This is a genomic window from Marinobacter sp. G5_S1_61_S3, assembly GCF_054968585.1.
In genome coordinates this window covers 269,544-295,988 of sequence record NZ_JBQKUK010000001.1, presented here as the reverse complement: position 1 = coordinate 295,988, position 26,445 = coordinate 269,544, and the positions used below count along the sequence as shown (strand labels likewise).

The window sequence follows — 26,445 nt, the reverse complement described above, 5'->3', positions numbered from 1 at the left end:
TCAGTGACGAGTGAATCCGGTAGTGATCGCCACTGAACGCAGTGTTTCTCTGCGATCCCATCAGGTGTATCGATAGGGCCGCCCCGCCTTCTCCATTTTCTCGTTGTATTCCTTGAGGATCTTGACCACCCGGGCCTTGGTTTCGGATTCCTGGGCAACCTCGTCCCAGAACACGCGCGCGGCCTTTTCAACTTCTGCCCACTCCTTGTCCGGAATGGTGGTCAACTTCATCTTCGTGCCGTCTGTACGCAGTTTGGCCTCGCCTCCCCAATACCACCACTGACGGTAGTAGTGGGAGCTGTCCATGGTCAGTTTGAGCAGTTCCTTGAGATGATCCGGAAGCTCGTTGTAGCGATCCATGTTGGCAAAGAAGGATCCCGCCCAGGCACCGGAGATGTTGTTGGTCAGGAAGTAGTTGGTCACATCCGCCCAGCCCACCGTGTAGTCCTCGGTAATGCCGGACCAGGCGATACCGTCCAGCTCACCCGTCTGCACCGCGACTTCGATGTCTTCCCAGGGCAGTTGAACCGGTACCACGCCGAACTGGCTCATGAAACGGCCGGCAGTGGGGAAGGTGAACACACGCTTGCCCTTAAGATCCTCGAGGCTGTGGATCGGCTCTTTGGTGGCAAAGTGGCAGGGGTCCCAGGCACCGGCGGACAGGTGTTTCACGCCCACCTTGGAATACTCTTCATCCCAGATTTCATTCAGGCCGTACTGATTGAACAGCACGGGTACGTCCAGCGAATAGCGGCTGGCGAACGGAAAGTAGCCACCGAAAACAGTAACCTCGGTGGGTGAGGCCATGGAATCGTCATCGGACTGAACCGCGTCAATGGTGCCTTTCTGCATGGCGCGGAACAGTTCCCCCGTGGGCACAAGCTGATCGGCAAAATAGAGCTCGATCTGCATCTCTTTGCCGGCAATACGGTTGAAACTGTCGATCGCCGGCTTGACCACATGCTCTGCCAGGGCCGGCCCGGCGTATGTTTGCAGCCGCCATCGTATTTTTGGCTCCTGCGCGTAAAGTCTGGGTGGCGTGAGGGCGGCTGCCCCGGCCAGTGCTGCTACGGATGCTGATGCGAGAAATTTACGTCTTGTGGTCATGTCGACCTCCTTGACTGACGCTTGTTATGGAAGCCGGCCGGCCTCCGGGGTGTTACTCGACATTCGTATTCATCCAAAAACGTTGACGGTTCACTTGTTGTAAACGTACTCCGGCAGCCAGAGCGCAATCTGTGGAAAGGCCATGATCAGCGACAGTGCCACCAGCATCACGCAGACAAACGGGAGAATTGAACTGTAGATATCGCGCAGGGAAATCTCAGGCGGCGCCATGGCCCGCATCAGGAACAGGTTGTAACCGAAAGGCGGCGTCATATAGGCAATCTGGGTGGTAATCGTGTAGAGAACGCCATACCAGATAAGATCAAAGCCAAGAGCTGCCACCAACGGCACGTACAGGGGCGCCACAATCACCAGCATTGCGGTATCGTCCAGGAAGGTACCCATCAACAGAAACGACAACTGCATCATGATCAGGATCATCCAGGGGTTCAGCCCCAGCTGCTCGGTAAACAGGCTGTCGATGGCCTTTACCGCACCCAGCCCATCAAACACGGCACCGAAACCCAGGGCGGCGAGGATGATCCACATGAACATGCAGGAAATGGCCAGCGTCTGGCGTACGGAGGCTTCAAACACGGCCCGGGTCATCCGGCGTTTGAGGATCGCTGCGACGAATGCCGCCATGGCACCGATGGCCGAACTCTCCACCAGGCTGGTCCAGCCTTTGACGAACGGCACCATCATGGAGGCGAAAATAACCACCGGCAGAACTCCTGCACGCAGCAGGCGTAACTTCTCGCCCAGGCTGACCTGGCGCTCCTCTTTTGGCAGCACAGGCCCGAGTTCGGGCTGGAGACGACACCGCACCGCAATGTAGACGATAAACATCACCGCCATGATCAGCCCCGGCACAACGCCCGCAAGCCATAGCTGCCCCACCGGCTGGCGGGCAATCATGGCGTACAGCACCAGCACCACCGAGGGCGGCACCAGAATGCCCAACGATGAACCCGCCTGAACCACGCCCGTGACCATACGCTTGTCATAACCCCGCCGGAGCAATTCGGGCAGGGCGATGGTGGCTCCAATGGCCATACCGGCAACCGACAAACCGTTCATGGCTGACACCAGCACCATCAGGCCAATGGTGCCAATGGCAAGCCCGCCATGAATCGGCCCCATCCAGACATGGAACATCCGGTAGAGATCGTCGGCGATTTTCGATTCCGAGAGCACGTAGCCCATGAAGATAAACATCGGCAGCGTCAGCAGCGGATACCAGTTCATCAGCTTCATGGCGGATGAGAAGGGGATATCAGAACCACCGGTCCCCCACAGCGCTAGTGCTGAGGCCGCGGCAACGGCACCAATGGCACCAAACACGCGCTGGCCGGTCATCAGCATCAGCATCATCGAGGCAAACATGAAAATGGCGATGAGATCGTAAGACATCAGATGTCTTCTCCCCGAATGCGGGCGATGTCTTTGAAAAGCTCCGATATCGCCTGCAACAACATGAGTGAGAAGCCGATGCACATCACCACCTTGATCGGCCACATGTAGGGTCGCCACGCGGATGCGCTGCGTTCGCCGTATTGAATCGCATAGCTCGTGCTGTCGTAGGCGCCGTAAAGGAGCACGCCCAGAAAGAAAATCAGGAAGAAAATGGTGAAGACATCGAACCAGGCTTTTCTACGGACGGACCAACCGCCGTAAAACAGGTCCATGCGTACATTGGCGTCCAGCTGGATGGAATAGGGACCGCCCAGTATGTAATACGCCACCATGGCGAACTGCGCGGCTTCAAGCGTCCATAACGAGGGAAGGAAGAACGCTTTGGAAATGGACGACCACAGCAGAATAGCGACCATGACAAAGATGCCGTACATCACCGCTCGACCAACACGGTAATTCACGGCATCCACGAAACGGATGTATCCGTTGACGAACGGTGGCATCCACAGACCCCACTCAATGCGTTAGTGAGCCAGTCAGACAGCCGAGTGGCCATGGACTGCTGTTTTTCTGTAGCAAACTTTTAAGCTAGCACAGCATTTTTAATCTGTCGCATGACCGGAAGATCGTTGTCAGGGACCAACCTCGGGTGCCGGGTCCGGACCGCCTTCGCGGAACTCGCTGGCCGACTTTCCGGTCCACTTTCGGAAGGCACGGCTGAAGTTGGACAGGTCCGCGTAGCCCAGCTCATAGGCGATCTCGCTGACGGACTGATTGGTGTAACGCAGCAACTGGATGGCGCGGTCTTTCAGTACCGCTTCGACAATTTCCCGGTAGGTGGTGTCCTTCTCCGCCAGCCGTCGCTTCAGGGTGCGGGACGACACGCAGAAGCGCTCCGCCATGGCCTCCAGGGATGGCAGCGGCCCGGGCATCATGTGGAGCATGTTGCGGATGGCATAGGTGATGTCGCCCTGGTCTTTCAGGGCTTTTTGCAGTTCGAACTCGCACTGGTCCCGTGCCATCCGGGATGCTTCCGCATCCGCCAGGCGCATGCGGGTGTCCAGCAGGCCCTTGGGAAACACCATGGTTTCCTCGGGCTGGCCATACTCGAAAGGTACCGGTAGCTGGGACGCAAACCTGGGGTAATAGGCCGGCTCCGGAGAAGTCAGTTGTACCTTCACGCCAGGGAGCTTGCCATCCACCAGCGGGAATCCTCGTTTTTCCGCATCCTCCCGGTCGATCAGTTGTTCCGCCAGCATCATCAGCGTGGCACTGACGGTTTCCGCCAGAAAACGGTATTGGGTGGGCACGTCGAACTCGGAGCGCAATCGCACCAACACATGGTCGCCGGTGTCGGTCAGGGTCATAGTGAGGAAGGGCACACGCAACTGCAGGTAGCGCCTTACAGAATCCAGGGCGCCAGCGAGTGTGGGGCTGGTCAGGGCGGCGAAGCCGAGGGTGCCGTGGATGGTGACCCGCAGTTCCCGCGCCAGCATGAAGCTCAAGCCGTCTTTGCTGGCCAGGTTCAGAGCCCGCTCCACCATTACAATCGCATCGGTGACAAACACCCGGCTATCATTGGATTTCAGATCCTGGGGCGTGAATGCCATGCCTTCGTACAGAGCACGGTCGTTGTGGCCCAACTGCCGCACCACATCCGCCAGCACCCGGAGGTACACACCGGGAACCAGGAACAGTCCCAGCATCTGCCGTTCTTTTTCCGGGCCCGGGTTCGCCATGCAGGTTCCTTTTCGTTGTGTGAGATTTGTTGTGGGAAGACTCACTGCCACCGATGCTATCAGAAGCCCGGCGCAGCCACACTGTGACTGGAGGCACCGGCAACCACGTCAGCATAGTCAATTGAGGCCGCCCCTGGCCCCTAATCCACGATGGCCGTCCCCTTTTCGCATTCAAAGCCCGCGTTGACTCACACACACTGGTCCCATCACATCAGCCATAGCGCCCAAGCGCAGGAGTAACGATATGCTGAGAACGAAAACCACTGAGTCAAAGCCGGTTGCACGCACCCCGGACAACGTTGCCATCAAGCCACAGCGCATGGGGTTTGAATTCGGGGAGAAGGTTCCCCATTACTGGCTGGACAACAGCTATATCCTGAGCCACACCATGAACGCTCTGTCTGTGCTGTTCCCGCAGGGCGAGCAGTTTTTCGTGGATTCGGTCCGCTACTATCAGGATCAGATCAACGACCCCAAGCTGAAAAAAGAAGTCAGGGGCTTTATCGGCCAGGAAGCCATGCACTCGCTGGAACACAAGTCCATGAACCAGCACGTGCGGGATCAGGGCATGCCCGTGGCGGAACTGGAAGAACACCTGGAAGTGGTGTTGGGCATTGCCAAGAAGCTTCCAAAACGGCACCAACTGGCCATCACCTGCGCCCTGGAACATATGACCGCGATGATGGCGGACATGCTGCTGGAGCGCAGCGACGTTCGCGAAGACATGCATGAAACCATGCGCCCGCTGTGGGTGTGGCACGCCATTGAGGAAACCGAGCACAAAGCGGTGACCTACGACGTGTTCAACCAGGTCGGCGGCACCTATGCCGAGCGCACGTTTTACCTGGCATTCAGTACAGCCGCATTGGGCGTGATGGCCAGTTACTTCACCACCCGGATGATGCTGAACGATCCGAAGAACTTCTCACTGAAAGACTCTGCCCGCGGCTTGTGGCGGATGTGGGGCAAAAACGGCACCTTCTCCAGCCTGATCCCCACCTGGCTGGAATACTTCAAGCCGGGATTCCACCCTTGGGACCACGACAACAGCGAACTGATTGCCCGCTTCAAGGAGCAGATCAACGAGTACATTGCCCCGCAGTATCAGAAGGGAAATCGCCGGACTATTCAGTAACCCTGTATGTCAGTAACCCTGGATGATCACTAAGTCCTTGCTGTCGCAAGCGGGCCTTTGACCGGCGAAAGGCCCGCCCTGGCGACCCGATTGCGCCCGGCCCGCTTGCTGCTGAACAGGCAGCGGTCGGCAATCCGGAACAAGGACTCGGCTTCGATGGCATGATCGGGATAATGCGCAATTCCGAACGATGCGGTCACCCGGATCAGGGCATCACCATAAGGAAGTTCGCTGTCGGCAATACGCTGGCGCAACTCGTCCATTAACTGGAACGAATCCTCGAGTTTCACATCCCGCAGAATCAACCCGAATTCCTCTCCGCCCAATCGTCCCACTGCGTCGGTGGTCCGCAGACGTTCGGTGAGCTGCTTGCCAATGTTTTGCAGAACGTGGTCTCCGGCGTCATGGCCCATGGTGTCATTCACTACCTTGAAGTGGTCGATGTCCATAATCACCAGGGCAAATCCCGAGCCACTGCGGGCACACTCTGCGATGGTGCGGGCCAGGGTGCTCTGGAAGTTCGCACGATTGGCCAGCCCTGTGAGTGCATCAGTCTGTGCAAGAGTGAACAACTTTTGCTCGGCTTCCTCACGACGGGCTTCATAAAGATGGATAAAACCCAGCATCAGGATGGCGCAGAGCACCATGTTTAGCAGGTCGATCACGCCGCCGGCATCAGCGACGAACTCCAGGTGGAAGTAGTAGGTGACGCAGCCCGCCACCACGAACGGCGCGCTGAGCAGGAAACCTTCTTTCTTTCCCAGCAGCAAATACGCCAGAACCGGTATCATCAGCACCCACACGAAGGCAGACACCGAGGCTTCGGGTACCAGCATGATCATCAAGGCGAAGGAAAACCCCGTCACCAGATAACTGTAGATCCAGACCTGGAGACGAGGTGTGCGATTGATTCGGGTAACCCCAAAGAACAGGATAAGGCTCGCAATGAGCTCCCCCGTTGCGAGCCAGATATAGCCGTTCAGAATCTGCAGGCAGCCAAAAACCACCAGTGCAGAGGCGGTCACGAGAAACAGTGCTCGCATCAACGAACGACGGTGGGTGTCCCGGAGGCCTGAGCGGCTTTGTTCAAGCGACGCACCAAGGTCCGGGTGCTGGGGAGTGTTCATGCTGCCTCTTTCCCTGAAATACAGCGAGATTGGAATATCGGTGGCTGTATGCAAAATATACAGCGGCAGTCACTGGGCTTCAATCATCCCGGCGAACTGCCGCGAAACCACCGAAATACGGCAAGCATGAAAAAGGGTTTCAGACGTAAAGATTTTTCCGCGAAAAACGCTCAACCAGAGGCTGGTAGGCGGACCCCAGAATCCGGTTCAGGGCATCGATACCCCAGGCATCGGGCCCGACCAGAATTCGGGATTCATCTTTCAGAATGCCACGGACGATGATATTCGCCGCCTTTTCCGGAGTGGTCATGGCGATCTTGTCGAAGCCCTTGCGCTGGGCTTCGGCGTTCTCCGATTTGCCCATACGCGCCGCATTCGCAATGTTGGTGCGGATGCCACCGGGATGAACACAGCTCACCGCGACCGACTGCTTTTCCAGCTTCATTTCCTGGCGCAGTGACTCAGTAAAGCCACGAACTGCGAATTTAGCCGCGTTATAGGCGCTTTGCTTGGGTACGCCAATAAGTCCGAACACGCTGGAAATATTCACCACGTGACCATCCCCGGAGGCGATCAGGTGCGGCAGGAAGGCCCGGGTACCATGGGCCACGCCCCAGAAATCGATATCCATGACCCACTTGAAGTCATCGTCGGTCATCTCCCGCACAGATGCGGACAGGGCAACGCCGGCGTTGTTAATCACCAGGTTCACCTGGCCGAAATCCCTGGCGACCTGCTCAGCATGAGCGTAGATGGCATCCCGGTCTGACACATCCAGGGCATAGGTGCGAACTTCCGCCCCGCTACAGCCAGCTGCAGTTTCCGCAAGGCCTGTCTCGTTGACATCGGAAAGCGCCAGGCGACAGCCCTTTTCCGCCAGTGCCACGGCCAGCGCCCGGCCTATGCCGGAACCCGCGCCAGTAACCACGGCTACCCTGTTGTTCAGATCTTTCATGGTCGATGACCTCTTGTTGTGCGATGTGTTGCTTACTCTAACAGGTGTCGGGCCGCTGGATATGGCAAAAGCGCGCCTATGACCGGGGCATTCCGGCCACCCGATACCCGGGGTTCAGCAACACCACGAATATCGTGACTCCGTCCCCACGAATGTGCACAATCCGGGACGACGTTGGCCGGGTTTGGTTACAATCTCCTGGCTAACCCTTTTTCCTGTCACTAGTGGATGTTGCTGTATGGAATGGAGTCTCACGCATTTCTGGCTGATACTCGCCCTCGTATTGAGTCTCGCAGAACTGACGTCTGGTGTGCTGGTGCTACTGGCGCTGGGGATCGCAGCTGCTTTAACGGCGCTGTTGACCGCTCTCGGCGCGCCTTTCGAATGGCAACTGGTCGGTATGGGCGTGTTTTCGGGCATTCTGGTACCCATTGCCATTCGCTGGATCAAACCGAGGTTTTCCCCCAAGGGTGTCGCTTACGGGACAACCGGCACCGGCGTCGAGCAGGGCAAGCAGTATCGCACGCTGAAGCGCGATTTTGACGGCGCCAGTGGCATCAAGATCAACGGCGACTTCTATCGCCTGCGTACCAGCGATACCGGCATGACCGAACTGCCCGCAGGCACCGAGGTTACTTTCGAACGTTTTGACGGCACCACTGCCGTTGTTCACACGATCACTAAAAAGGAGCAGTAAACATGGAAAACGTGGTTTCCCCGGGGCTGGTGATCAGCCTTATTTTCGTCGTCATTGGCATTTTCATCATCGCCAAGGGCCTGGTGATTGTGCGCCAGTCCGAAGTGATGGTGATCGAGCGGCTAGGGTCATTCAATCGCATACTGGAGAGTGGTGTTAACATCATCATCCCCTTCATTGAGCGCCCGCGCGCCATCACCATGACCCGCTACGTGCGCATCGGCGACGAGTATCATCCAAGCAGCAGTTTCGAAACCCGCATTGACCGCCGCGAAACCGTCATGGACTTCCCCGGACAGCCGGTGGTAACCACCGACAACGTCACCGTAAACATCAACGGCGCGCTTTACTACCAGATTATCGACCCACGCCGTGCGGTTTACGAAGTGGCCAACATGAGCCAGGCGGTCGAGGTTCTGGCCAAAACCACCCTGCGCTCCGTGGTGGGCAAGATGGAGCTGGACAAGCTGTTTGAATCCCGTAGCGAAGTGAACAACGCCATCCAGGCCGAAATGGAAGAAGCGGCGTCAAAGTGGGGTGTGAAGCTGACTCGCGTTGAAGTTCAGGACATCAGCATGCCGGAAGAGGTGGAAGAAGCCATGCGCCTGCAGATGGCCGCCGAGCGTAAGCGTCGCGCCACGGTGACCGAGGCCGAAGGTGAGAAGTCTGCCGCTATTGCCATGGCCCAGGGCCAGCGGGAATCCGCCATTCTCAACGCTCAGGGCGACAAGGAATCTGCCATCCTGCGTGCCCAGGGTGAGCAGGAGTCCATTCGCCTGGTCTTGAGTGCCATGGGTGACACCGAAGAGAACAAGCAGACCGTTATCGGCTATTTGCTGGGGCAAAGCTACATCAAGGTACTGCCGAACATGGCCAAGGAAGGGGAACGGGTCTTCGTGCCCTACGAGTCATCCGCCCTGCTGGGTTCCATGGGCATGTTCCGGGAACTGGCAGGCAGCCCCGAAGACATCGTGCGCCAGAGTGTGAAACAGGATGGCCTGCGCGGCGGCATGGTGGCGTCAGCCGGCAACAGCTAGAACATCCGGACACTCAGCGGCTTCGGCAACCTCTATTCCAGGAGGTTGTCGAGGGGCCGCTGATAACCCGGCGCAAACACTTCCAGGAAATACATCACTTCCGGCAGGGCGTCATCCTCCAGCTTTTTCAGGATGTGACCCGCCGCTGGTTCAAACTCCTTGTTGCCCGCCTGCATCTCAGCCTGGCATTTCAACAACGCCGAGAGCCGGTCGGCCGCCTTGATCAATTCCTTCACCTCCTGCTCCCATCCGGATTCGCGAACATAGGGCGCAAAATCCTCCTGCAGGTCCGCCGGTAGCAGCGCCAGTAGCTCGGCCTCCGCCTTGTGCTCGATGTCTCCGAACGCTTCCCGCATAACCTGCGAATGATATTTGACCGGTGTCGGCATATCGCCTGTAATAACCTCTGTGGCATCGTGGTAGAGCGCTGCGGCAGCGATCCGGTCAGCGTTGACCTGCCCGCCAAAATGCCGGTTACGGATAATTGCAAGCGCATGAGCCAGGGTAGCCACCTCCCAGGAATGAGTGGCGACATTCTCCTCAATGGCGTTGCGCATCAGCCCCCATCGCTTGATCCACCGCAGGCGAGACACATAGGCAAAGAAATGACTGAGAGGGCGTTTCATAATGGGCGCTTCACGTTTTGCATGAGTTTATTGTTGGCCTCTTTTGACTAAGATTAAACAGTGGTAATGTGAATGGACGTTCAAATCTTGATGCCGGGAAGCACTCTATCTTGAAACTCCAACTCGGATTAAAGCGCAGACATCCGCTGAAAGTCACCCTTCTGATACTGGGCTTAACGCTGACTCTCGGTGTTACAACCACTGTTTCGGCCCAGACCAACATCGCTGTCGGCGTCTATAATTTCCCTCCGGTGGCCAGTGTGAACAGTGAAAACAAGGTGGAGGGCTTACTCGGTGACCTGTTAAGAGAGCTGGATTCAACAAACGACAAGGTCACGTTCCGGATTGTCTACACTTCCCCAAAACGCAGACACTTGGATTTCCACGCCGGATTGTACGACGTTATTTTCTTTGAGAACCCGAGTTGGGGCTGGGAAAACCTGCCTGTTAACGCTACCCGACCAATTCTGATGGACGAAGACGTCTATGTCGCCCTCAACAAACCCGGCCGTGACCAAAGCTTCTTTGACAACGTCACCGAGCGACAGCTCGTTGCTATCTCGGGCTATCACTATGGCTTCGCCGGCCTGTCTACGGATAACGCCGAGCTTGAGAAACGATTCAATATCGAGTTCTCCCATAGCCACAGCCGTAATCTTGACCTGATCAAGGCGGACCGTCCGTCACTGGCCGAAGTGGCTGTGGTCAGTCGCTCCTATCTACAGAGCCACCTGAACGATAACCCCGAGGACAGTGACAGGTTCCTGGTGTCCGATACCCCCGATCAGACCTATCTCCTCCATATCATGGCACGGGACAACGGCCCCATCGACGCAACCACATTGGAGCAACTGCTGTCGCCGCTGTTCAAAGACGGGCGGTACCAGCAATTTGTCGATAAACGCGACCTCCAGTTGCCGCCGGGCATCTCCGAGCCAGCAGCGCCTTGATCCCAGCCGCTGTCACCGCACATCCAGCTCAAAGCTGACGGTGACAGTGCCGGCCTCATCGGCCGTCGCGTCGCGCACAGGGTCAAGCAGGTATACCTGATTTTCTGATGCTCCATGCTCCTGCAGCATTTGCTCCCGGAGCCATACGCCTCGGGATGTTGCCAGGTTGCCCAAAGCCTCCGGTGGCAGTTCCACATCGGCTATCAGTCGCTTCACCAGCGCCTGCTCCCATTCCTGTTTGCCGGGTTCTACGTTCCCGCCGGCAACGTCGTTTCGGAAAGCTTCCACCGACGCCACGTAATCCGAATCCGCGTACGCCTGCTCAAGCCGAGCGATACGTGTAGACGCGGAAGCTCCATCCGCTATGCCCAGTTGCTCGAACAGTTTCTGCCGCCGTAACGCGTCTCCGTCTGCCTCTGGTGCGACCGCTCCACGAACATTGAGCGCCAGACCAGGGCGTTCATTCAAGGCCTTGCCCAGTGCCTCCAGTTTGACGCCTTCCCCATCGGCAAGCTCGGTGCGCCCCACTTCAAAACGCACATTGCCCAGTTCTTCTCCCGACAGGCCCGCAAAATCCGCAATCGAACCCAGCATGCTGAATGGCGACGTGGCGGCTTTGGCAACGAGGTTTACGAATGTCCTCATGACAACCTGACCGATACTGAAGTCCGGGCTTTCCAGATCTCCGCTGATGGGCAGGTTGATATCGATGACACCCTGCCGGTCACGCAGCAACGCCAGACCAAGCTTGACCGGTGCACTGACGGCCTCGTCACTCGGAACGGGGCCTCCAAGCTCCAGCCGATCCAGGATGACGCTGTTGGCAGCATCCAGACGGCTGCCGGAAAACTCATAATCCAGATCAAGCTTGAGCTTGCCACTGTCCACGCTGTATCCCAGGTAACGGCCAAAATACGGTGACAGCATGGGCAGAGAGACGTTCTCCATGGTCAGCTTCAGATCGCTGGTATCATCGGTGCCCAGGGCGCCCACGGAACCATCCAGCGTCATGGTTGCCACATCGCCAACCCGCCCCTGGATCGAGATCTGGCCCTGTTGCGGCGCCACGTTGCTAAGCCCGGTTACTGAGCCGCGCAACTGGTCGAACCGGGTTGCGAATGTCGGGTCCAGGGTCCGATCGGTGTAGGAGATGGCACCTTCTTCCAGCATCAGTTGGCCAATGCGGAAGATGAAGCCGGGTTCGCCGTCGCTACTGGTTGTTTCTCCAGCTGGCGCGGATTCGTCCGACGGCGAGGACCTGACAATCCGTTCAACATTATGAGTGCCGTTGCTGTCACGGACCACGTTCACCGCAGGACCCACCAGGGTAATGGTGCCAATCTGCAGCCGTGCCGGCGCGACGTTGTACTCCAATGGTTCCAGGCGCACGCTCTGCCAGCGGATCAGGGGCTGATCGCTGTCGCCAAGACGCATATCCAGGGAGGCCACCTCGCCAGTGCCGCTAAAGGTACCCGTCAGCGGGTCTTGCTGTTGATCCAGATCCAGATTGCCATCGACAGACAACAGGCCATCCCTGACATCCAGGTTCGCCGCCTGGTTGATATAGGCGCCAAACTGCGACAGGGCAATCCCGCTGCCAGACAGCCCGGCTTCCAGCGTGAAAGGTGCCAACGTGGCCTGACCATTGATCGACAGTTTCCCACCACCGTTCAGCGCACCACTGGCGTTGTAATTGACCGGTTCCTCCAGGCGATGGGAGATCTCATCGATGCTGATCGACAGGTCCTCAAGGGCCAGTTCTGCGGGCAGTTGCGGCTGCTCGTCCCGCCAACTGACGGCGCTGTTGGCCAGTTCCACGCCGGCCACCGTCCAGCGGAAAGGCGCTCCTGTGCCAGTGTCGTCACCACCTGATTCGTCCGCACTATTCTGAAGTGGCGCCAGAAGATTGAGCTGGCCGTTCGCATCACGGAGCAGTGACAGGCTGACACCATCGATGTTCACGGTGCCAGTGGACAGCTCCTGTTCGCTAAGCCCGAAACGGATATCACCTACGCTCAGACGATCCGCACTCAGCAGCCCATCATCGGCATCAGCCTCAACGCCGAGATCGACATCGTCGATCGTGAGCTGGCCCTCCGAGGTGGTCAGATACAGTTCACCGGCAGAACGCAGTTCGTACTGCGAGCTAAGGGTCACACTGCCGTTACGAAGCTGATAGGGAAGATAGGGCTTGAGAAAATGCTGCAGGGTTTCATGGGACACGTCACCCAGTTTGAGGAACCCTTTTGAATAGAGAGGGGCGATGCTCAGGTCGCCTTCCCACTCAATGGTCTGGCTGCCGACCGCCGCCAGCAGGTAATAGCTGCTGGCGGCGTCCTCGCGGGGCCAGGTGGCCAGGTCGTTCAAAGCCAGATCCAGGGGCGTAACCCGAAATTCTTCCTGGCCTTGCTGACTGAAATCCCGGAACAGCAGTTCGCCACCCGAGATCCTGATCCGGTCAAAATAGATTCTGGGCGGTTCTCCGGAATCCGCGTCCTCGGGCGCCGGTTCTTCGCCACCCGGATTATGGGCCTGCCAGTCCCGGGCGAAGTTGACACTGTAATCCTCCAGCAAATCCAAGCGAACATAGGGGGCTTCCAGTTCGATGTCCTGCAGCGCGACAATTCCGGTGAGCAATCGCCAGACCCCGAGGTTGGCATAAAGGCTGTCAAAGGCAACCACCGGCTCGCCTTCAGCGTCCCTGGCCTCCAGGCCAACGGCTTCAACGCTCATGGCGAAGGGGTTCACCTGGACCTCTTCAATCTCGGCCTTCCACCCCATGTGTTGTTCCAGCCGCTCCGGCAGCGTTCGCTCCAGCCACCACGGCAATAGCGCAAACCCGGCGATGGCATAGATCACCACCAGAACCAGTACCACTATCGAGATATTTCTGGCAGACAATCGTCGTTTGCGGTTCGCAGGCACCGGGCTCTCCTTGTTGTCCATTGCTGACAGGCGCGATCTGTCGCCAATCTATCCACCAAGGATAGCCCGCCAGTCACCGGTTTGTCAGCCGGATGGGTTGATGAGGAGGGTGAAGGAGAGTGATGGACTGACATGGGGCAACGAACCCGATATTCTGTTTTCACTGACTCAGGCAACGAAATCCCTCATTCAGGAAACCCGGATGGATATTAGCGATATGCGCCGAGACTTCGAAAGCGAAGGCCTTGAGCGCGATGCCCTTGATGACAACCCCGTCAGACAATTCCAGGTCTGGTTCGAGAATGCCCGTGAGGCCGGCATTCTCGAGCCCAATGCCATGTCACTGGCCACCTCAGGCGGAGACGGCATGCCCGACATACGGACCGTCCTGTTGAAATACTTCGACGACGCCGGTTTCGTGTTCTATACCAACTACGGCAGCCGCAAGGCCCACGAAATGGCAGAAAATCCAAAAGCCGCCCTGCTGTTCCCCTGGATCGGGCTGAACCGCCAGGTGCGGATTCAGGGCCATGTGGAAAAGGTCAGCAAATCCGAATCCCTGAGGTACTTCACCTCTCGCCCCCGGGGCAGCCAGATTGGTGCCTGGGTATCGGAACAGAGCAGGGCGATCAACTCCCGCGGTTTGCTGGAACAGAAAGTGGCCGAGATGAAACGCCGATTCAAGGACGGGGCGATCCCGCTACCCGATTTCTGGGGCGGTTACCGCGTGGTGCCGGAACGAATCGAGTTCTGGCAGGGGCGGCCAAGCCGCCTGCATGACCGCTTTGAATACGTCAGGCAGGACGATGGCTGGCACATCGACCGTCTACAGCCGTAACCCGCACGGCTCCACCAACCTCAGGCGAGAAGGCAGGACTATGGACAATCAACAACGCTGTCCCTGGTGTGGCGATGACCCACTCTACGTTTACTACCACGACACCGTATGGGGCCGCCCCGAATACGACGACCTGGCGCTGTTTGAGAAGCTGTGCCTGGACGGCCAGCAGGCGGGCCTGAGCTGGATCACCATACTCAAGAAACAGGACAACTACCGCGCCGCCTACGACCATTTCGACCCTGAAAAAATCGTCCGTTATGACGAGGCCAAAGTCGACGCCTTGATGCAGGACACCGGCATCGTCCGTAACCGCCTGAAAGTCGAGTCCATCATTCGCAACGCCCGGGGCTACCTGGAGCTACGGGATCAGGGCCACCCGTTCAGAGACTTCCTGTGGTCGTTTGTCGGTGGAGAGCCTATCCAGAATCACTGGCAGCGCTTTGCCGACGTGCCGGTTTACACGCCCGAGGCCGAAGCCATGTCCAAGGCACTGAAAAAACGCGGCTTCAACTTTGTGGGGCCCACCATTGTATATGCCTTCATGCAGGCCACGGGCATGGTCAATGACCACCTCGTTCAGTGCCCTCAACACGCCGCCTGCCGTGAGCTCGCGGACAATGTCTGACTATTATTTCCTCGGCGTTACACGACCGGAATGATCCCAAACGATCCGTTGCTCGTAAGTCCGTGGGTAGCACATCATCCCCGCGTTTTACGGTGAGAGTCATACGGTGAGAATAACCCTGAAAGAACTCAGGCAGTCGACCAACCCGGCCATTGAGTTGGTGGGTACGGAGCCCGCCGCTATCGGACCAATGAGGATTCGGGTTCAGGGGAAGCACTCGTGATTGCCGTCGCCAGACTGGCGATCGTGGTGGGCATTGGCGGGCTGCTACCGTTCCTTGCCGCCATTTTCGGACTCTTTGCGCTGCCTGAACAAAGCCTGGCCATCTCCCGCTATTTCTACCTGTACAGCGCGGGCATTCTGGCCTTTATGGCGGGCATCTACTGGCCACTGGCCATGCAGCTTGAGAATCGCTGCTACCCGATTTCCCCCCTGGTAACCATGTTGTTGAGCCAAGTGTTCTTCATCACCGCCGGCATTGGTCTGCTGCTGCCCATTGCCGGCCAGATCCTGGTTTACACGCTGGCCTATGTCGCGCTGTATGTGGTCGACGCTCGCTGGATGAGGGGTTATTGGCCGGACTGGTATCTGAAGTTGCGGCTGGGACTGACAGCTGTTGTCCTGGCGTGCCAGGTAGCGGCGGGCGCCTGGTTCATTCTGGCCCAGGGCTAAGCCGGTCGATACCGGCCCTGAATACTAGCCCCGGAGCTCGTCGTTAGGGTCGATAAAACGGCCCCGTAACTTTTTCAGGGCGCATTTCTCTATCTGCCGCACCCGCTCCCGGCTTATTCCCAGGTCATCGGAGATCACCTGCAAGGTTTCCGGTTCTGGGAGGCCCAGGCCGTAACGCCTGGCCAGGACATCCTTTTCCCGCGTACTCAGTTCCGCCAAGAGAGCGGTCAGTGTCCGTTTGCGGTCACGCTGGGCCATGTCGTGGTCCGGCGCGGACTGATCGTCTGCGCTGAGGCTGTCACCCAGCGTAATGCTACCCTCCGTGCCCACCGGCAGATCCACCGACACTTCCATGCTGGCCAGCGCCCGCAGCTCACCAATGCGGGAAGGCGACACCTCAATCTCCCGTGCCAGTTCGGTCTGCGACGGCGTGCGGCCCAATGTCTGGTGCAGTACCAGGGATTTTTTCTGCAACAGGCGGATTTCATCGACCACGTTTTCAGGGGTATGCACAAGCCGGGTTCCACGCTTCATGCACCGCTTCACCTCTTCGCTGATCCACCAGTAGGCATAGGTCGAGAAACGAAAGCCCTTGGTAGGATCAAACCGCTCCACGGCCTTGATCAGACCGACATTGGCATCCTGAATGACATCCGACATAGGAATGCCGCGGTTGGCGTAGCGCCGTGCGATGTGCACCGCGAGCCGGAGATTGCTGCGAATCAGCCGCTGACGACTTGCGGTGGCGAGATGGTAGGCACGACGACACCGCCTCGAAAAAGCACAGGCGTCGCCCAGGCTTCCAACCACTTCGCGGAATGTCTGAGGGGTGCCTTCCGGCAAGGCCAGCTCGGCAGATATGATCCGATAGCAGAAGGTCAGGCGCCGTGAAAGTCGGCGCTCGCCCTCATTGGTGAGCAATTCGTAACGGGACGCATCCCTGAAGTACAGCCCTACCAGGGATTCCGTTTCGCCGGAATGGGCTATGGTCGGAGACGGCCCCGGGCTCTGAACGTCAGTCATGGCACAGGTTCCGATCGCGAATTTCCAGAGAATACGCGCGGAACAGCGTCATGGATCCCCCGTTGCCGGGGACACAGACTGTCCGTTGTGGCAATTACCGACGTAGAGAAACCAGCAGGTTACGCTGCAACGATCGCGTACTCGTGGTTGTGAGGCTCAATCAGCGCGCCATGAAGCGCCACAATGGTCTTCTCATAGGCGTCTTCGTCCACTACGAACTGGATGTCCACCTGCCGCATGCACTGGTGCAGGGCCAGAACGCTGATATCCTCGTCCGCCAGGGCCTTGACTGACCGAGCCAGGATGCCCGACACCTTGATATCGCTGCCAATGGCAGACACGATCGCCACCTTGCGAGTGCTGATTTCGGCGTTGGGAAATTCGTCTTTCAGCGCCCTGACCACCCGTTTGACGTGTTTGAGCGTACTGTCCACGTAGTGGGTAATGGTGTTGGCGTTGGTGTCCTTGGATACGAAACGCACCTTGAAGCGACCCAGCACTTCCAGAATGCGACGGTCGGAACCGGGCTCACCCTGCATGTCCTGATCGAACACCTCAATGGCAAACACGCCTTTGTTACCCGCGATGATCTCTACCTGAGGCTTCTCACTGACGTAGTCGCCGGTGATCAGGGTACCGGTGTGCTCCGGCTCGAAGGTGTTCATCACCCGCAGCGGAATCTCGTTCTGACGCATGCCCTTGCCAGCGCGCGGGTGGATCGCTTCCATACCGAGGTTCGCCAACTGGTCAGCAACGTCATAGTTGGTGCGCCCCAGGGGGACGACCTTGTCCGCACCGACAATGTTGGGGTCCGCGGAACTGAGGTGGTATTCCTTGTGGATGATCGCTTCGCGGGCGTTGGTAATCACCGCGACCCGGCTGAAGGTCATCTCGCTGTAGCCCCGGTCGAAGGTACGCATCAGGCCTTCCTTGCACTGGGCATACCCCGTCACGATCGGCAACTCACGGCTCAGGTCCACCGCGTCGAATGCCTGCTTGAGCTTTTCATCCAGCGGCAACAGTTCATTGTCGCGCCACCCGGTCAGGTCCACGAACCGCGCATTGATGCCTTCCTGCTGGAGCTTCAGGGCGGTGTTGAAGGCACTGTGGGCCTCACCGATACCGGCCAGCATTTCACGAACCGTCAGCAGATGCTCCTCAAGCTGGAACTGCCCGTAGGAACACAGACGTTGCAAATCAATCAGGCAGCCGCGAACGCCTTCGATGCGGTCAGTGATGAACTGGTCCGCCTGCTGCTTGAGCATGGGGTCCGGGAACAGCTCGCCATTGATGTCGGTCAGGAACTGGATCAGTTTGGTGAGGTCGTCGCCCCAGGCCCAGTCCGACTCGGCATCGGCGAACAGGGCATAGACACCCGGTTCTCCGGTTTTCTTGTGCTCCAGCAATTCGTCGGTGACACCGCCATAGGCGGAGACCACGAAGATGCGCTGGTACAGGTCGTCCTTGGAGCGCCCGCCGAGAATGATGTTGTCGCGCACCGCCTCATAATTGCTCATGGAGGTGCCGCCGATTTTCTCTACGGTATGTTGTTCGCTAGTCATAATGTTACCGTCGTTATCCTGCAGAATGAGTGTCGGGAGATGGCAGGCGTCTCAGGACGCCTTGCTCATTCCCTCCTGCATGATTTCGTCCACGCTTTGACCTAGAAGTTTAGCACCTTTGCGCAGATCGTCCTCGCTGGTGGTCAGCGGCATCAGGCATTTGATCACTTCGTCATTGGGGCCGCTGGTTTCAATAATCAGGCCCTTCTCAAAGGCGCGACCGGTTATCTTGTCCGTCACTTCAGCGTCGGTGGCTTCAATGCCACGCATCATGCCCCGGCCTTTCATCTTGAACTCGCCCGGGTACTTGTCACAGATTGCCTGCAGCCCTTCAGCCAAAACCTCGGTCTTGGCTTTCACTTCATTGGCAAAGGCATCGTCTTTCCAGTAGGTCTCGACCGCTGCGCGGGCGGTTACAAAGGCCATGTTGTTGCCCCGGAAGGTGCCGTTGTGCTCGCCCGGCCCCCAGACATCAAGCTCCGGCTTGAACAGCACCAGGGCCATCGGCAGGCCGTAACCGCTCAACGACTTGGATACCGTTACGATATCCGGCTTGATGCCCGCAAATTCGAAACTGAAGAACTCGCCGGTACGGCCGTTCCCTGCCTGGATATCGTCAACGATCAACAGAATGTCGTACTTTTTGCACAGCTTCTCGAGGCCCTGCAGCCATTCAGCGCGGGCGGCGTTCAATCCGCCTTCGCCCTGGACCGCTTCAACGATGACCGCTGCCGGCAGTTCAAAGCCGGAGGAGCCGTCGGACAACACCTTGTCCATGATTTCCAGGGTATCTACGTTCTCACCCAGGTAGCCGTCATAGAACATGAAGTCCACATTCCCCAGCGGGGTGCCAACGCCGCCACGGTGGTGCTTGTTGCCTGTGGCCGCGACCGCACCCATGGTGACGCCGTGGAAGCCATTGGTGAAGGACACGATGCCATTGCGGCCTTTCACCTTGCGAGCCAGTTTCAGGGCCGCTTCCACGCAGTTGGTGCCGGTAGGACCGGTAAACTGCATTTTGTAGTCCAGGCCACGGGGGTCCAGGATGTGCTTCTTGTACGACTCAATGAAATCGTGCTTGGCGGTGGTAAACATATCCAGGCCCTGGCTGACACCATCGCTTTCAATGTACTCGAGCAGCGCTTTCTTGAGAATGTCGTTGTTGTGGCCATAGTTCAGTGACCCGGCGCCGGCCAGGAAGTCCAGGTATTCCTTGCCATCTTCGGTGTACAGGTGCGCGTTCTTGGCACGGTTAAAGATCACCGGAAAGGCACGGGAATAAACGCGTACTTCGGATTCGGTCGACTTGAAAAGTTCCATTGTCTTGCCTCTTAGCATGTCAGGTTCGAGGTAACTGTGCGGTAGCACGTTGGTTGAAGCCGTTGTGACAGATTCACCTCAGCAATCTGCCGGCTAGTCCAAACAGGGGGATCGGTCGTTCGGGAAGGCTGCTACGCCGTCTTTGTGAAAGGCCCGATGCGGAGCAGGAACTCGGAGTCGTGCTTGCCGCCAAAGTGGGTGTCTTTCTCAAAGTGCTCGTGGTAAGTCAGTTCAGCACCCATGTCACGGGCAAAGGACCGGAACAGCGCCCAGGAAGCCTCATTGTCTTCAGTGATGGTGGTTTCCATGTGGGTCACGTCTTTACACGCGTCCCTGGCCACAATCGCCTTCAACATCCGCTTGGCAAGACCTTGCCCACGACCTTTCTCGTGAACGGCCACCTGCCAGACAAAAACGGTTTCGGGCTGTTGGGGGGGAATATATCCGGAAATAAAGCCGACCAGATCGCCGTCTATCTCCGCGGCCACGCCGGTTTCGGCAAAATGGCTGCACTGCAGGAGGTTGCAGTAGATCGAGTTAGGGTCCAGCGGGGGGCATTGTGCCACCAACTGGTGAAGCCTGTAGCCATCATCCTTGACCGGCGTGCGGAGGGTGATGGCGGTGGTATTCGAGCCTTCTGATGTCATAACGTGATCGATTCGCCTCAAAAAGTTAGCGTTAAATTATATAGACCACAAAATATATTTCAAGTCGGCGCTCTGGGGCCGCCAGCCCCGATGGCCACCTCTCACCTTCAGAATAGACATTATTACACCAACCGCCAGTGACAAATTCGTTACCCTATAGAGCCCCTTCCAGGGGGAAACGTAATATCGTCTGCGGTTATCGAAGTCCCTCCAACGATCCGGTCCCGGTACGACACAGCGGCGGCCGAACCCGCCGGCCAGAGCCGGTCAAACTGCGTTAACCAGGCGTCGACGTCATAGTCCACGGGTAACAGTGAGACATTCAGGCCCTGCCGCTCAAGACCGGCAACCGGCTCAGCCACGGGGCTCGCCAGACCGATCCGGGTGATCAACCCACGGGGGTCCTGCCGCAGATTCCCCATTCCGGCTGCCCCGTTGTTGGCAACCACACAACGTCGCTCGTTCACCATTCCCGACCACAGTACTGGCAGGCAGGTGTGGGTGGAGACAATCACATCAGCACCGCTGGCCAGGAACCACTCCGTCAGCTTCGCCTCGTTACCAGCCACAAAGGATTCATGGGCCAACCCCCAACCGGCGAGGGACTCCGGATCGCCGTGAATCACCAAAACCTTTAGGCCTCCAAATATCAGGCAACGGTAACGGGGTAAGAGGGATAACCGCGCCTGAATATCGGAATGCTCCCCGGCCACCCCCTGCAGCCGCTCCATAATGGCGTTGGAACGTGCCACGACGCCCTCATCCACGAAATCCGGATAGGCACAACCGCAGCCGGCGCCATCATTGGGGTTGGCCAGTTCATAATCCACGTTGCCCAGGCTGACGGTGTGCTCCAGCACCCGATTGTTGATCTCCCGGAACAGCCCGTCGGTGGCGTTAAACCAGTTAAAATCCCCGTTAAACACCAACGTCACCCGGCGGCCCTGTCGCTCCTCCGCCCGTGCCAATTGCTCGATTTCATCCAGGGCAAGGGGATTTCCGTACAGGCCACCGATAACATACAGCACGTCCCCGGCCACCTGTTGCGGCTCAGCACACAGCGACGCCGGATCGTAGCGATACGCCAGCGGACAACTCCGGCCCTCGGTCACGACACCACCTCCTAAACCTCCCCGGCCGCCAGAGAGCGCCCGGCAAGTCGGCGGACGACCAGCGGCACAAAGAAACCGGCGGTGCAGATCAGGAAGCCGTAGGCGTTTACACCCAGCAGCATGGCGTATTTGCCGTCACCGATGGCCCAGCTGGCGGGAATCAGCCCCGTTGCCAGCAGCACACCCAGACCCAGGCCGGTCCAGAAACTGAGATGAAAGCTCCAGGGCGACCAGCGGGTAAACCCGTAGAACAGGAACACCGGTGCCAGCCCCATCACCATGGTGCCGGAAATGGTGGTGGCCTTGAGAATGTCGGTGCCGGCAAACATCGGCAGGTTACCCAGCAGTGCGAACACAATCATGATGACCGCGCCCACGCGAACGCTCGGCAACCGGTCTTTGGCACGTTTCGCCAGCCGTGGCAGATCCACCGCCAGGGACTTGGCCAGTGAACTGAATGTGGAATCCAGCGTGGAGCCGGCGGAGGTCATCATCACCACACTCATGAAGAAGAGCGCCGCCAACCCAAGCGATTGTCCGACAGCCGCGGGCGCATTACCCATGGCCTCAATGCCATTGAGCCGTGCGTGAACACCGACGAGGCTGAAGATGAACACCGCCACAAAGCCCAGCAGTCCTGCCACCACGAAGCTCTTCAACATCGTTTTTTCCTTGTTCACAAAACCGCGGTCGGTTAGCACCGGATCGTGGAAGGGGTAGCTGAACATCTGCAACAGCGCGACGAGCAACAGGTCAAAGCCGGCATTGAGCTTGAACTCACCGTCGGTGAGCAGGGCACTGGTGTCATTGGCCGGCACAATCAGGAACAGCACCGCGCCGACAAAGAACACAAACACGAACGCCTGAATCACATCCGTGAATATCGACGACCGCAGGCCACCTTTCAGGCTGTAGGCGAGAGTAAAGACGGTAAACAGCATCGCCGCGGAGTAGTACTCCCACTCACCCGGCAGCCCGAAATAGCCGCCCACCACGGCGGTGTTACTCCAGACTTCGTTATACAGACGGATCAGGATGGCCGCCGCAAACGCCAGACTGGCCAGCCGGCCAAAGCGCGACGTGAGGAAATCCTGCAGGCTGCGGGCACCGGTCTGGGTCCGAATCAAATATATGATGTAGCCGGCCACGGGAATCGACAGCCAGTAACTGGCGTACGCCAGACCGCCGGTGACACCATAAGCAGCCCCCAGGTTGGCCGCGTTGGTCACCGACTTGGCAAAGATCCAACTGATGAAAATACTCGCCGTCAGCGACCACTGACTTACCGGGTTACCCTGATCATCCGCACCTTTATAGAACGAATTGGCGTTTTTGCTCTTGGGCGACAACACATACATCACCACCCCATAAACCACCAAAAACCCCCAAAACAGGGTCGCTTCCGTGAAATTCATCGTCTGTCTTTTCCTCGTCCGTTCTTTGTTCTAATCCAGCGAATTACAGTCATTCAACCGCGGTCTGGGGGTGGTGTTTTATTTCCTGGGGAAAAAAACTCGCTTTGCTCAGACACCTTTTTCCTGGCGGAAATAAAACACCACCCCCAGACCGCCAACTCCCAGCAACCAGTCTTAGAAAAAGTCACCCAGGCGCCGAACAACTAGCCCCAAACCGATAACAGGCAAAACACCGGTGATGCCGCAACATAATCCGCTCATCCATGCTCTCCGCCAGCGTCCCGCCAAGGTCATACTGCGGATCGTCATCCACCAACGTACAGGCATACACCCGCACCCGGTCATCCCGCTTCACCAGCATGCGCGTATAAGTGCACATGAAGTGCGACCGCGCCTCTTTGGTGGGGTATTTCTCCATGCAGGTTTCGGTAATCTCCGGGCTGCCGTCTTCTGAGCCGGGCGTCCCCAGATCAGGGAACGCGGTGAATGCCAGCGTTTCAGGAATGCCCCAGTCCCGCAGAATCTCGCGGAAAGCCGCTTCCACATCTGCCGAAATCTCCTCCGGATCGGTCTGGCGAGCAATCGATACCTGAAAACCCTGGTCGACCAGCCAGCGAATACCCTCCAATGCCTTATCGAAACTGCCTTCACCCCGGTCCACGTCATGCCGGGCCCGGTCAGGGAAGTCCAGACTGACGCGGAAATGGATCGGGTACGCGTTGTCCAGTAACGGCAGCACCTGATGACGGCGTTTGAGCAGTGGATCCGTGGCATTGGTCAGGACAAAGCAGGGACGGTGCTGGCTGGCGTAATCGAGGATATTGATGAAATCCTTGATCACGAAAGGCTCACCGCCGGTGAAGGAGAACTGCTCCACCCCCATATCCAGGGCTTCGTGAATAAAGGGTTTCACGTCGCTCAACTTCATGCCCGGAATACGGCCATCGCCGGGGTGTGACCCTTCCAGGCAAAACGGGCAGGCCAGGTTGCAGGCGGTGCCGGTATGAATCCACAGTTCCTTGAGCTTGTCGGAATCAATGTAGCCGCGCGGGTCGCCGTTGCGGGTTTGGGTCCAGCTGTCGCGGGCCCTCGGTTCCAGCACTTCCACGGCGGGAATACGTCTTTCGGCGGTTTGGGTCAGGGGCATAGCTGCTCCGTGTTGACGATGAATCTATGAGTGCCAAAAAAGGTGCAGGCCCTGTAACACCTGCACTTATTCTGTTTTACGTTGTTACTTCCCGGCCGGCCTTGTCGCCGGTCTGTTTGCCACGGCGCCAGCCGTGAAGTTTCTCAAGCAGTTTGAGAATGCCCTGGGGTGCGTGTTCGCGCTTCCACTCTCCAGCGGCATACTTGGCTGATTCGTTCCAGGTCGGGTAAGGGTGGATAGTACCCAGAATTTTGTTCAGGCCCAGGCCGTGCTTCATGGCCAGGGTGAACTCGGCCAGTATCTCGCCGGCGTGCACACCGACCACGACGGCACCCAGAATCTTGTCCTTCCCTGGCGGCGTGAGCACCTTGATAAAACCGTAATCCTCACTCTCAGCAATGGCACGATCCAGGTCGTCCAGGCCATAGCGGGTGACTTCGTAAGCCACACCTTTTTCCTTGGCTTCGGCCTCGCTAAGGCCGACCCTGGCCACTTCCGGCGAGGTAAAGGTCACCCAGGGCATCACCCGGTAATCCACCTGGAAACGCTTGAACTCGCCAAACAGACCGTTCACTGCCGCGTACCAGGCCTGGTGAGCCGCCGCGTGGGTAAACTGATAGGGCCCGGCCACATCGCCACAGGCGAAGACGTTGGGGAAGCGCATGCTCATGTCTTCTGCCACTGGCACAGTGCCATTGGGCAGGGTTTCCACCCCAATCTTTTCCAGCCCCAGGCCGTCAGTTCGAGCGGCACGACCAACAGCAACCAGAACCTGGTCAAACACGATCCTCACGCGCTCGCCGTTGAACTCGCAGTAGGCCACCTTTTCTCCGTCCTCGACAGCGAACTCCTTGGCGGCGTGGTTAAGCCGCAGATCAATGCCATCCTGTTCAAACTGTTTCCGGATGACCTCGGAGACATCGGCGTCTTCCTTGGCCAGCAAACGCTCGCCCATTTCCACCTGGATCACCTTGCTGCCAAGCCTCGCAAAGGCATGGGCCAGTTCCGAGCCAATGGGGCCGCCACCAAGTACCAGCAAGCGCTCAGGCTGGGTCTGCAGGGACCATAGATTGTCCGATGTCAGCGGCTCCATGTCCGCCAAACCTGGAATGGGCGGCACTGCCGGCTTGCCCCCAGTGGCCACCACAATACTGCGCGCGGTCAGGCGCTCGGTGTGACCGTCGCTATGGACCACTTCCAGCTCCCAGGGCGATACGAAGCTGGCGGTACCGGAGATGCAGTCAACACCCAGTTTGCGGAAGCGCTCGGGCGAGTCGTGGGGTTCCACCTTGGCGATGACTTCTTTCACCCTCGCCATGATATTGGCAAAGGAGCCTTTTACCGGTACCGACTCCAGGCCATAACGATTCGCCTGGCGCAGGGTGTCGGCCGCCTTGGCACTGCGAATCAGCGCCTTGGACGGCACGCAACCGGTGTTGAGGCAGTCTCCGCCCATTTTGTCTTTCTCGATCAGCGCCACCTTGGCCTTAACCGCTGCGGCAATGTACGCCGACACCAGGCCCGCCGAGCCACCGCCAATCACCAGCAGGTTGTAATCAAACGACTCGGGTTTCTGCCAGCCGGCGTACACCCGGCGCTTGCGAATGAAACCGACAACAAACTTGGCGATCAGCGGGAACACCCCCAACAGCGCGAAAGACAGCAGAATATTGGCCGACACAATGTCGCTGGTGGTTTCAATCGTCGACAGCTGGGTGCCGGCGTTTACATACACAAAGGTCCCCGGCAGCATCGCCGCCCAGCTCACCAGAGCGTAGGTCTTCAGCTTCATGGCGGTCAGGCCCATCGCCAGGTTAATCAGGAAGAACGGAAATACCGGTACCAGACGCAGGGTGGCAAGATAGAACGCACCGTCTTTTTTGATGCCACGGTCCATCTTTGCGACGGTTTCCGCGTACTTCTCCCGCAAGGTATCCCGCATCAGAAACCTGGCCACCAGGAACGCAAGTGAGGCACCGATGGTCGATGCGATGGATACTGCAACCAGACCATAGACATTACCGAAAAAGGCACCGCCGGCCAGCGTCATGATCGCGGCACCGGGCAGCGACAGCGCCGTTACCACCACATACACTCCAGCAAACCCAAGCACCGCCGCCAGCAAATTCTGATTGATCCACTGTTCAATGGCAGACTGGTGTTTCTGCAGGTTTTCCAGCGTGAGTATCTCGTGACCGCCAAAACTGACAAACAGTGCAACCACGACACCGATAACCAGCAGCAAAACGAGCTTTTTGGAGTTCATAGCTAAATCCATAAATTAAAAGTGAAAACGGTTGCTCTGAGAGACACGCCAAAGCGCTGGATGTTACAGCAGCCAGGGTCTAAAATTTTTTTGAGCAGTGA

23 protein-coding genes are annotated in these 26,445 nt (G+C 58.0%); 7 read left to right on the top strand and 16 right to left on the bottom strand.

Annotated features, from left to right (window positions below):
* Nucleotides 1-60 precede the first annotated feature (60 nt).
* The 4 genes from ACTRWH_RS01280 to ACTRWH_RS01265 form a co-directional block, all read right to left on the bottom strand.
* Nucleotides 61-1,107, bottom strand: coding sequence for a TRAP transporter substrate-binding protein (locus tag ACTRWH_RS01280; protein ID WP_036201943.1), 1,047 nt, complete (start codon nt 1,105-1,107; stop codon nt 61-63).
* 90 nt (nt 1,108-1,197) lie between these two features.
* Nucleotides 1,198-2,520: a TRAP transporter large permease gene (locus ACTRWH_RS01275; RefSeq protein WP_036201940.1), complete on the bottom strand. Its 1,323-nt coding sequence runs from the start codon at nt 2,518-2,520 to the stop codon at nt 1,198-1,200.
* Nucleotides 2,520-3,026 (bottom strand): TRAP transporter small permease subunit, encoded by a 507-nt coding sequence (locus tag ACTRWH_RS01270; protein ID WP_036201937.1) that lies wholly within the window; start codon nt 3,024-3,026, stop codon nt 2,520-2,522. The genes ACTRWH_RS01275 and ACTRWH_RS01270 overlap by 1 nt, the downstream gene beginning before the upstream one ends.
* A gap of 129 nt (nt 3,027-3,155) precedes the next feature.
* Nucleotides 3,156-4,262, bottom strand: coding sequence for an AraC family transcriptional regulator ligand-binding domain-containing protein (locus ACTRWH_RS01265; RefSeq protein WP_462825788.1), 1,107 nt, complete (start codon nt 4,260-4,262; stop codon nt 3,156-3,158).
* A gap of 244 nt (nt 4,263-4,506) precedes the next feature.
* Between ACTRWH_RS01265 and ACTRWH_RS01260 the strand changes: the two genes are divergently transcribed.
* The gene (locus ACTRWH_RS01260) at nt 4,507-5,397 is read left to right on the top strand and encodes a metal-dependent hydrolase (protein ID WP_462825787.1); all 891 of its coding nucleotides are present in this window, start codon (nt 4,507-4,509) and stop codon (nt 5,395-5,397) included.
* A 29-nt stretch (nt 5,398-5,426) separates the two neighbouring features.
* On the opposite strand, the gene ACTRWH_RS01255 is transcribed toward ACTRWH_RS01260, so the two are convergent.
* Both ACTRWH_RS01255 and ACTRWH_RS01250 read right to left on the bottom strand, forming a co-directional pair.
* Nucleotides 5,427-6,524, bottom strand: a complete 1,098-nt coding sequence (locus ACTRWH_RS01255) for a diguanylate cyclase (protein WP_462825786.1) — start codon at nt 6,522-6,524, stop codon at nt 5,427-5,429.
* Between the two features lie 139 nt (nt 6,525-6,663).
* Entirely contained in the window at nt 6,664-7,479 is an 816-nt protein-coding gene (locus ACTRWH_RS01250) for an SDR family NAD(P)-dependent oxidoreductase (protein WP_462825785.1), read from the bottom strand.
* Nucleotides 7,480-7,717: 238 nt separating this feature from the next.
* On the opposite strand from ACTRWH_RS01250, the gene ACTRWH_RS01245 reads away from it, so the two are divergent.
* Both ACTRWH_RS01245 and ACTRWH_RS01240 read left to right on the top strand, forming a co-directional pair.
* On the top strand, nt 7,718-8,176 hold the full coding sequence (locus ACTRWH_RS01245; RefSeq protein WP_286810493.1) for an NfeD family protein: 459 nt from the start codon (nt 7,718-7,720) through the stop codon (nt 8,174-8,176).
* A 2-nt stretch (nt 8,177-8,178) separates the two neighbouring features.
* Nucleotides 8,179-9,213 carry an SPFH domain-containing protein gene (locus tag ACTRWH_RS01240; protein WP_036201921.1) on the top strand — a complete coding sequence of 345 codons (1,035 nt, stop codon included), beginning with the start codon at nt 8,179-8,181 and terminating at the stop codon, nt 9,211-9,213.
* 32 nt (nt 9,214-9,245) lie between these two features.
* Here the strand turns inward: ACTRWH_RS01240 and yfbR are convergent, their stop codons facing one another.
* Nucleotides 9,246-9,839: a 5'-deoxynucleotidase gene (gene yfbR / locus ACTRWH_RS01235; protein WP_421858938.1), complete on the bottom strand. Its 594-nt coding sequence runs from the start codon at nt 9,837-9,839 to the stop codon at nt 9,246-9,248.
* 110 nt (nt 9,840-9,949) lie between these two features.
* On the opposite strand from yfbR, the gene ACTRWH_RS01230 reads away from it, so the two are divergent.
* On the top strand, nt 9,950-10,789 hold the full coding sequence (locus ACTRWH_RS01230) for an amino acid ABC transporter substrate-binding protein (RefSeq protein ID WP_226909998.1): 840 nt from the start codon (nt 9,950-9,952) through the stop codon (nt 10,787-10,789).
* A gap of 12 nt (nt 10,790-10,801) precedes the next feature.
* On the opposite strand, the gene ACTRWH_RS01225 is transcribed toward ACTRWH_RS01230, so the two are convergent.
* On the bottom strand, nt 10,802-13,714 hold the full coding sequence (locus ACTRWH_RS01225) for a DUF748 domain-containing protein (protein ID WP_462825783.1): 2,913 nt from the start codon (nt 13,712-13,714) through the stop codon (nt 10,802-10,804).
* A gap of 202 nt (nt 13,715-13,916) precedes the next feature.
* On the opposite strand from ACTRWH_RS01225, the gene pdxH reads away from it, so the two are divergent.
* From pdxH to ACTRWH_RS01210, 3 genes are all read left to right on the top strand, one after another.
* Complete coding sequence (gene pdxH, locus ACTRWH_RS01220; RefSeq protein WP_305936315.1) at nt 13,917-14,552, top strand: pyridoxamine 5'-phosphate oxidase; 636 nt, start codon at nt 13,917-13,919, stop codon at nt 14,550-14,552.
* Nucleotides 14,553-14,592: 40 nt separating this feature from the next.
* Nucleotides 14,593-15,180, top strand: coding sequence for a DNA-3-methyladenine glycosylase I (locus ACTRWH_RS01215; protein WP_421861683.1), 588 nt, complete (start codon nt 14,593-14,595; stop codon nt 15,178-15,180).
* Nucleotides 15,181-15,399: 219 nt separating this feature from the next.
* Complete coding sequence (locus ACTRWH_RS01210) at nt 15,400-15,852, top strand: DUF3429 domain-containing protein (RefSeq protein ID WP_041332826.1); 453 nt, start codon at nt 15,400-15,402, stop codon at nt 15,850-15,852.
* Nucleotides 15,853-15,876: 24 nt separating this feature from the next.
* Here the strand turns inward: ACTRWH_RS01210 and ACTRWH_RS01205 are convergent, their stop codons facing one another.
* The 8 genes from ACTRWH_RS01205 to ACTRWH_RS01170 form a co-directional block, all read right to left on the bottom strand.
* A complete protein-coding gene (locus ACTRWH_RS01205; RefSeq protein ID WP_462825782.1) occupies nt 15,877-16,875 on the bottom strand; it encodes a sigma-70 family RNA polymerase sigma factor in 999 nt (332 codons plus the stop codon).
* Nucleotides 16,876-16,994: 119 nt separating this feature from the next.
* Nucleotides 16,995-18,437, bottom strand: coding sequence for an aspartate kinase (locus ACTRWH_RS01200; RefSeq protein WP_075196330.1), 1,443 nt, complete (start codon nt 18,435-18,437; stop codon nt 16,995-16,997).
* A 51-nt stretch (nt 18,438-18,488) separates the two neighbouring features.
* A complete protein-coding gene (ectB, locus tag ACTRWH_RS01195; protein ID WP_041332825.1) occupies nt 18,489-19,757 on the bottom strand; it encodes a diaminobutyrate--2-oxoglutarate transaminase in 1,269 nt (422 codons plus the stop codon).
* Between the two features lie 131 nt (nt 19,758-19,888).
* The gene (gene ectA / locus ACTRWH_RS01190) at nt 19,889-20,404 is read right to left on the bottom strand and encodes a diaminobutyrate acetyltransferase (RefSeq protein ID WP_036201897.1); all 516 of its coding nucleotides are present in this window, start codon (nt 20,402-20,404) and stop codon (nt 19,889-19,891) included.
* A 149-nt stretch (nt 20,405-20,553) separates the two neighbouring features.
* Nucleotides 20,554-21,516: a metallophosphoesterase family protein gene (locus ACTRWH_RS01185; RefSeq protein ID WP_462825781.1), complete on the bottom strand. Its 963-nt coding sequence runs from the start codon at nt 21,514-21,516 to the stop codon at nt 20,554-20,556.
* An 11-nt stretch (nt 21,517-21,527) separates the two neighbouring features.
* Nucleotides 21,528-22,931, bottom strand: coding sequence for a sodium:solute symporter family transporter (locus ACTRWH_RS01180; RefSeq protein ID WP_007154860.1), 1,404 nt, complete (start codon nt 22,929-22,931; stop codon nt 21,528-21,530).
* A gap of 184 nt (nt 22,932-23,115) precedes the next feature.
* Nucleotides 23,116-24,078, bottom strand: coding sequence for a radical SAM protein (locus ACTRWH_RS01175; protein ID WP_462825780.1), 963 nt, complete (start codon nt 24,076-24,078; stop codon nt 23,116-23,118).
* A 76-nt stretch (nt 24,079-24,154) separates the two neighbouring features.
* The gene (locus tag ACTRWH_RS01170) at nt 24,155-26,344 is read right to left on the bottom strand and encodes an FAD-dependent oxidoreductase (protein ID WP_228210665.1); all 2,190 of its coding nucleotides are present in this window, start codon (nt 26,342-26,344) and stop codon (nt 24,155-24,157) included.
* Between the last annotated feature and the right edge of the window lie 101 nt (nt 26,345-26,445).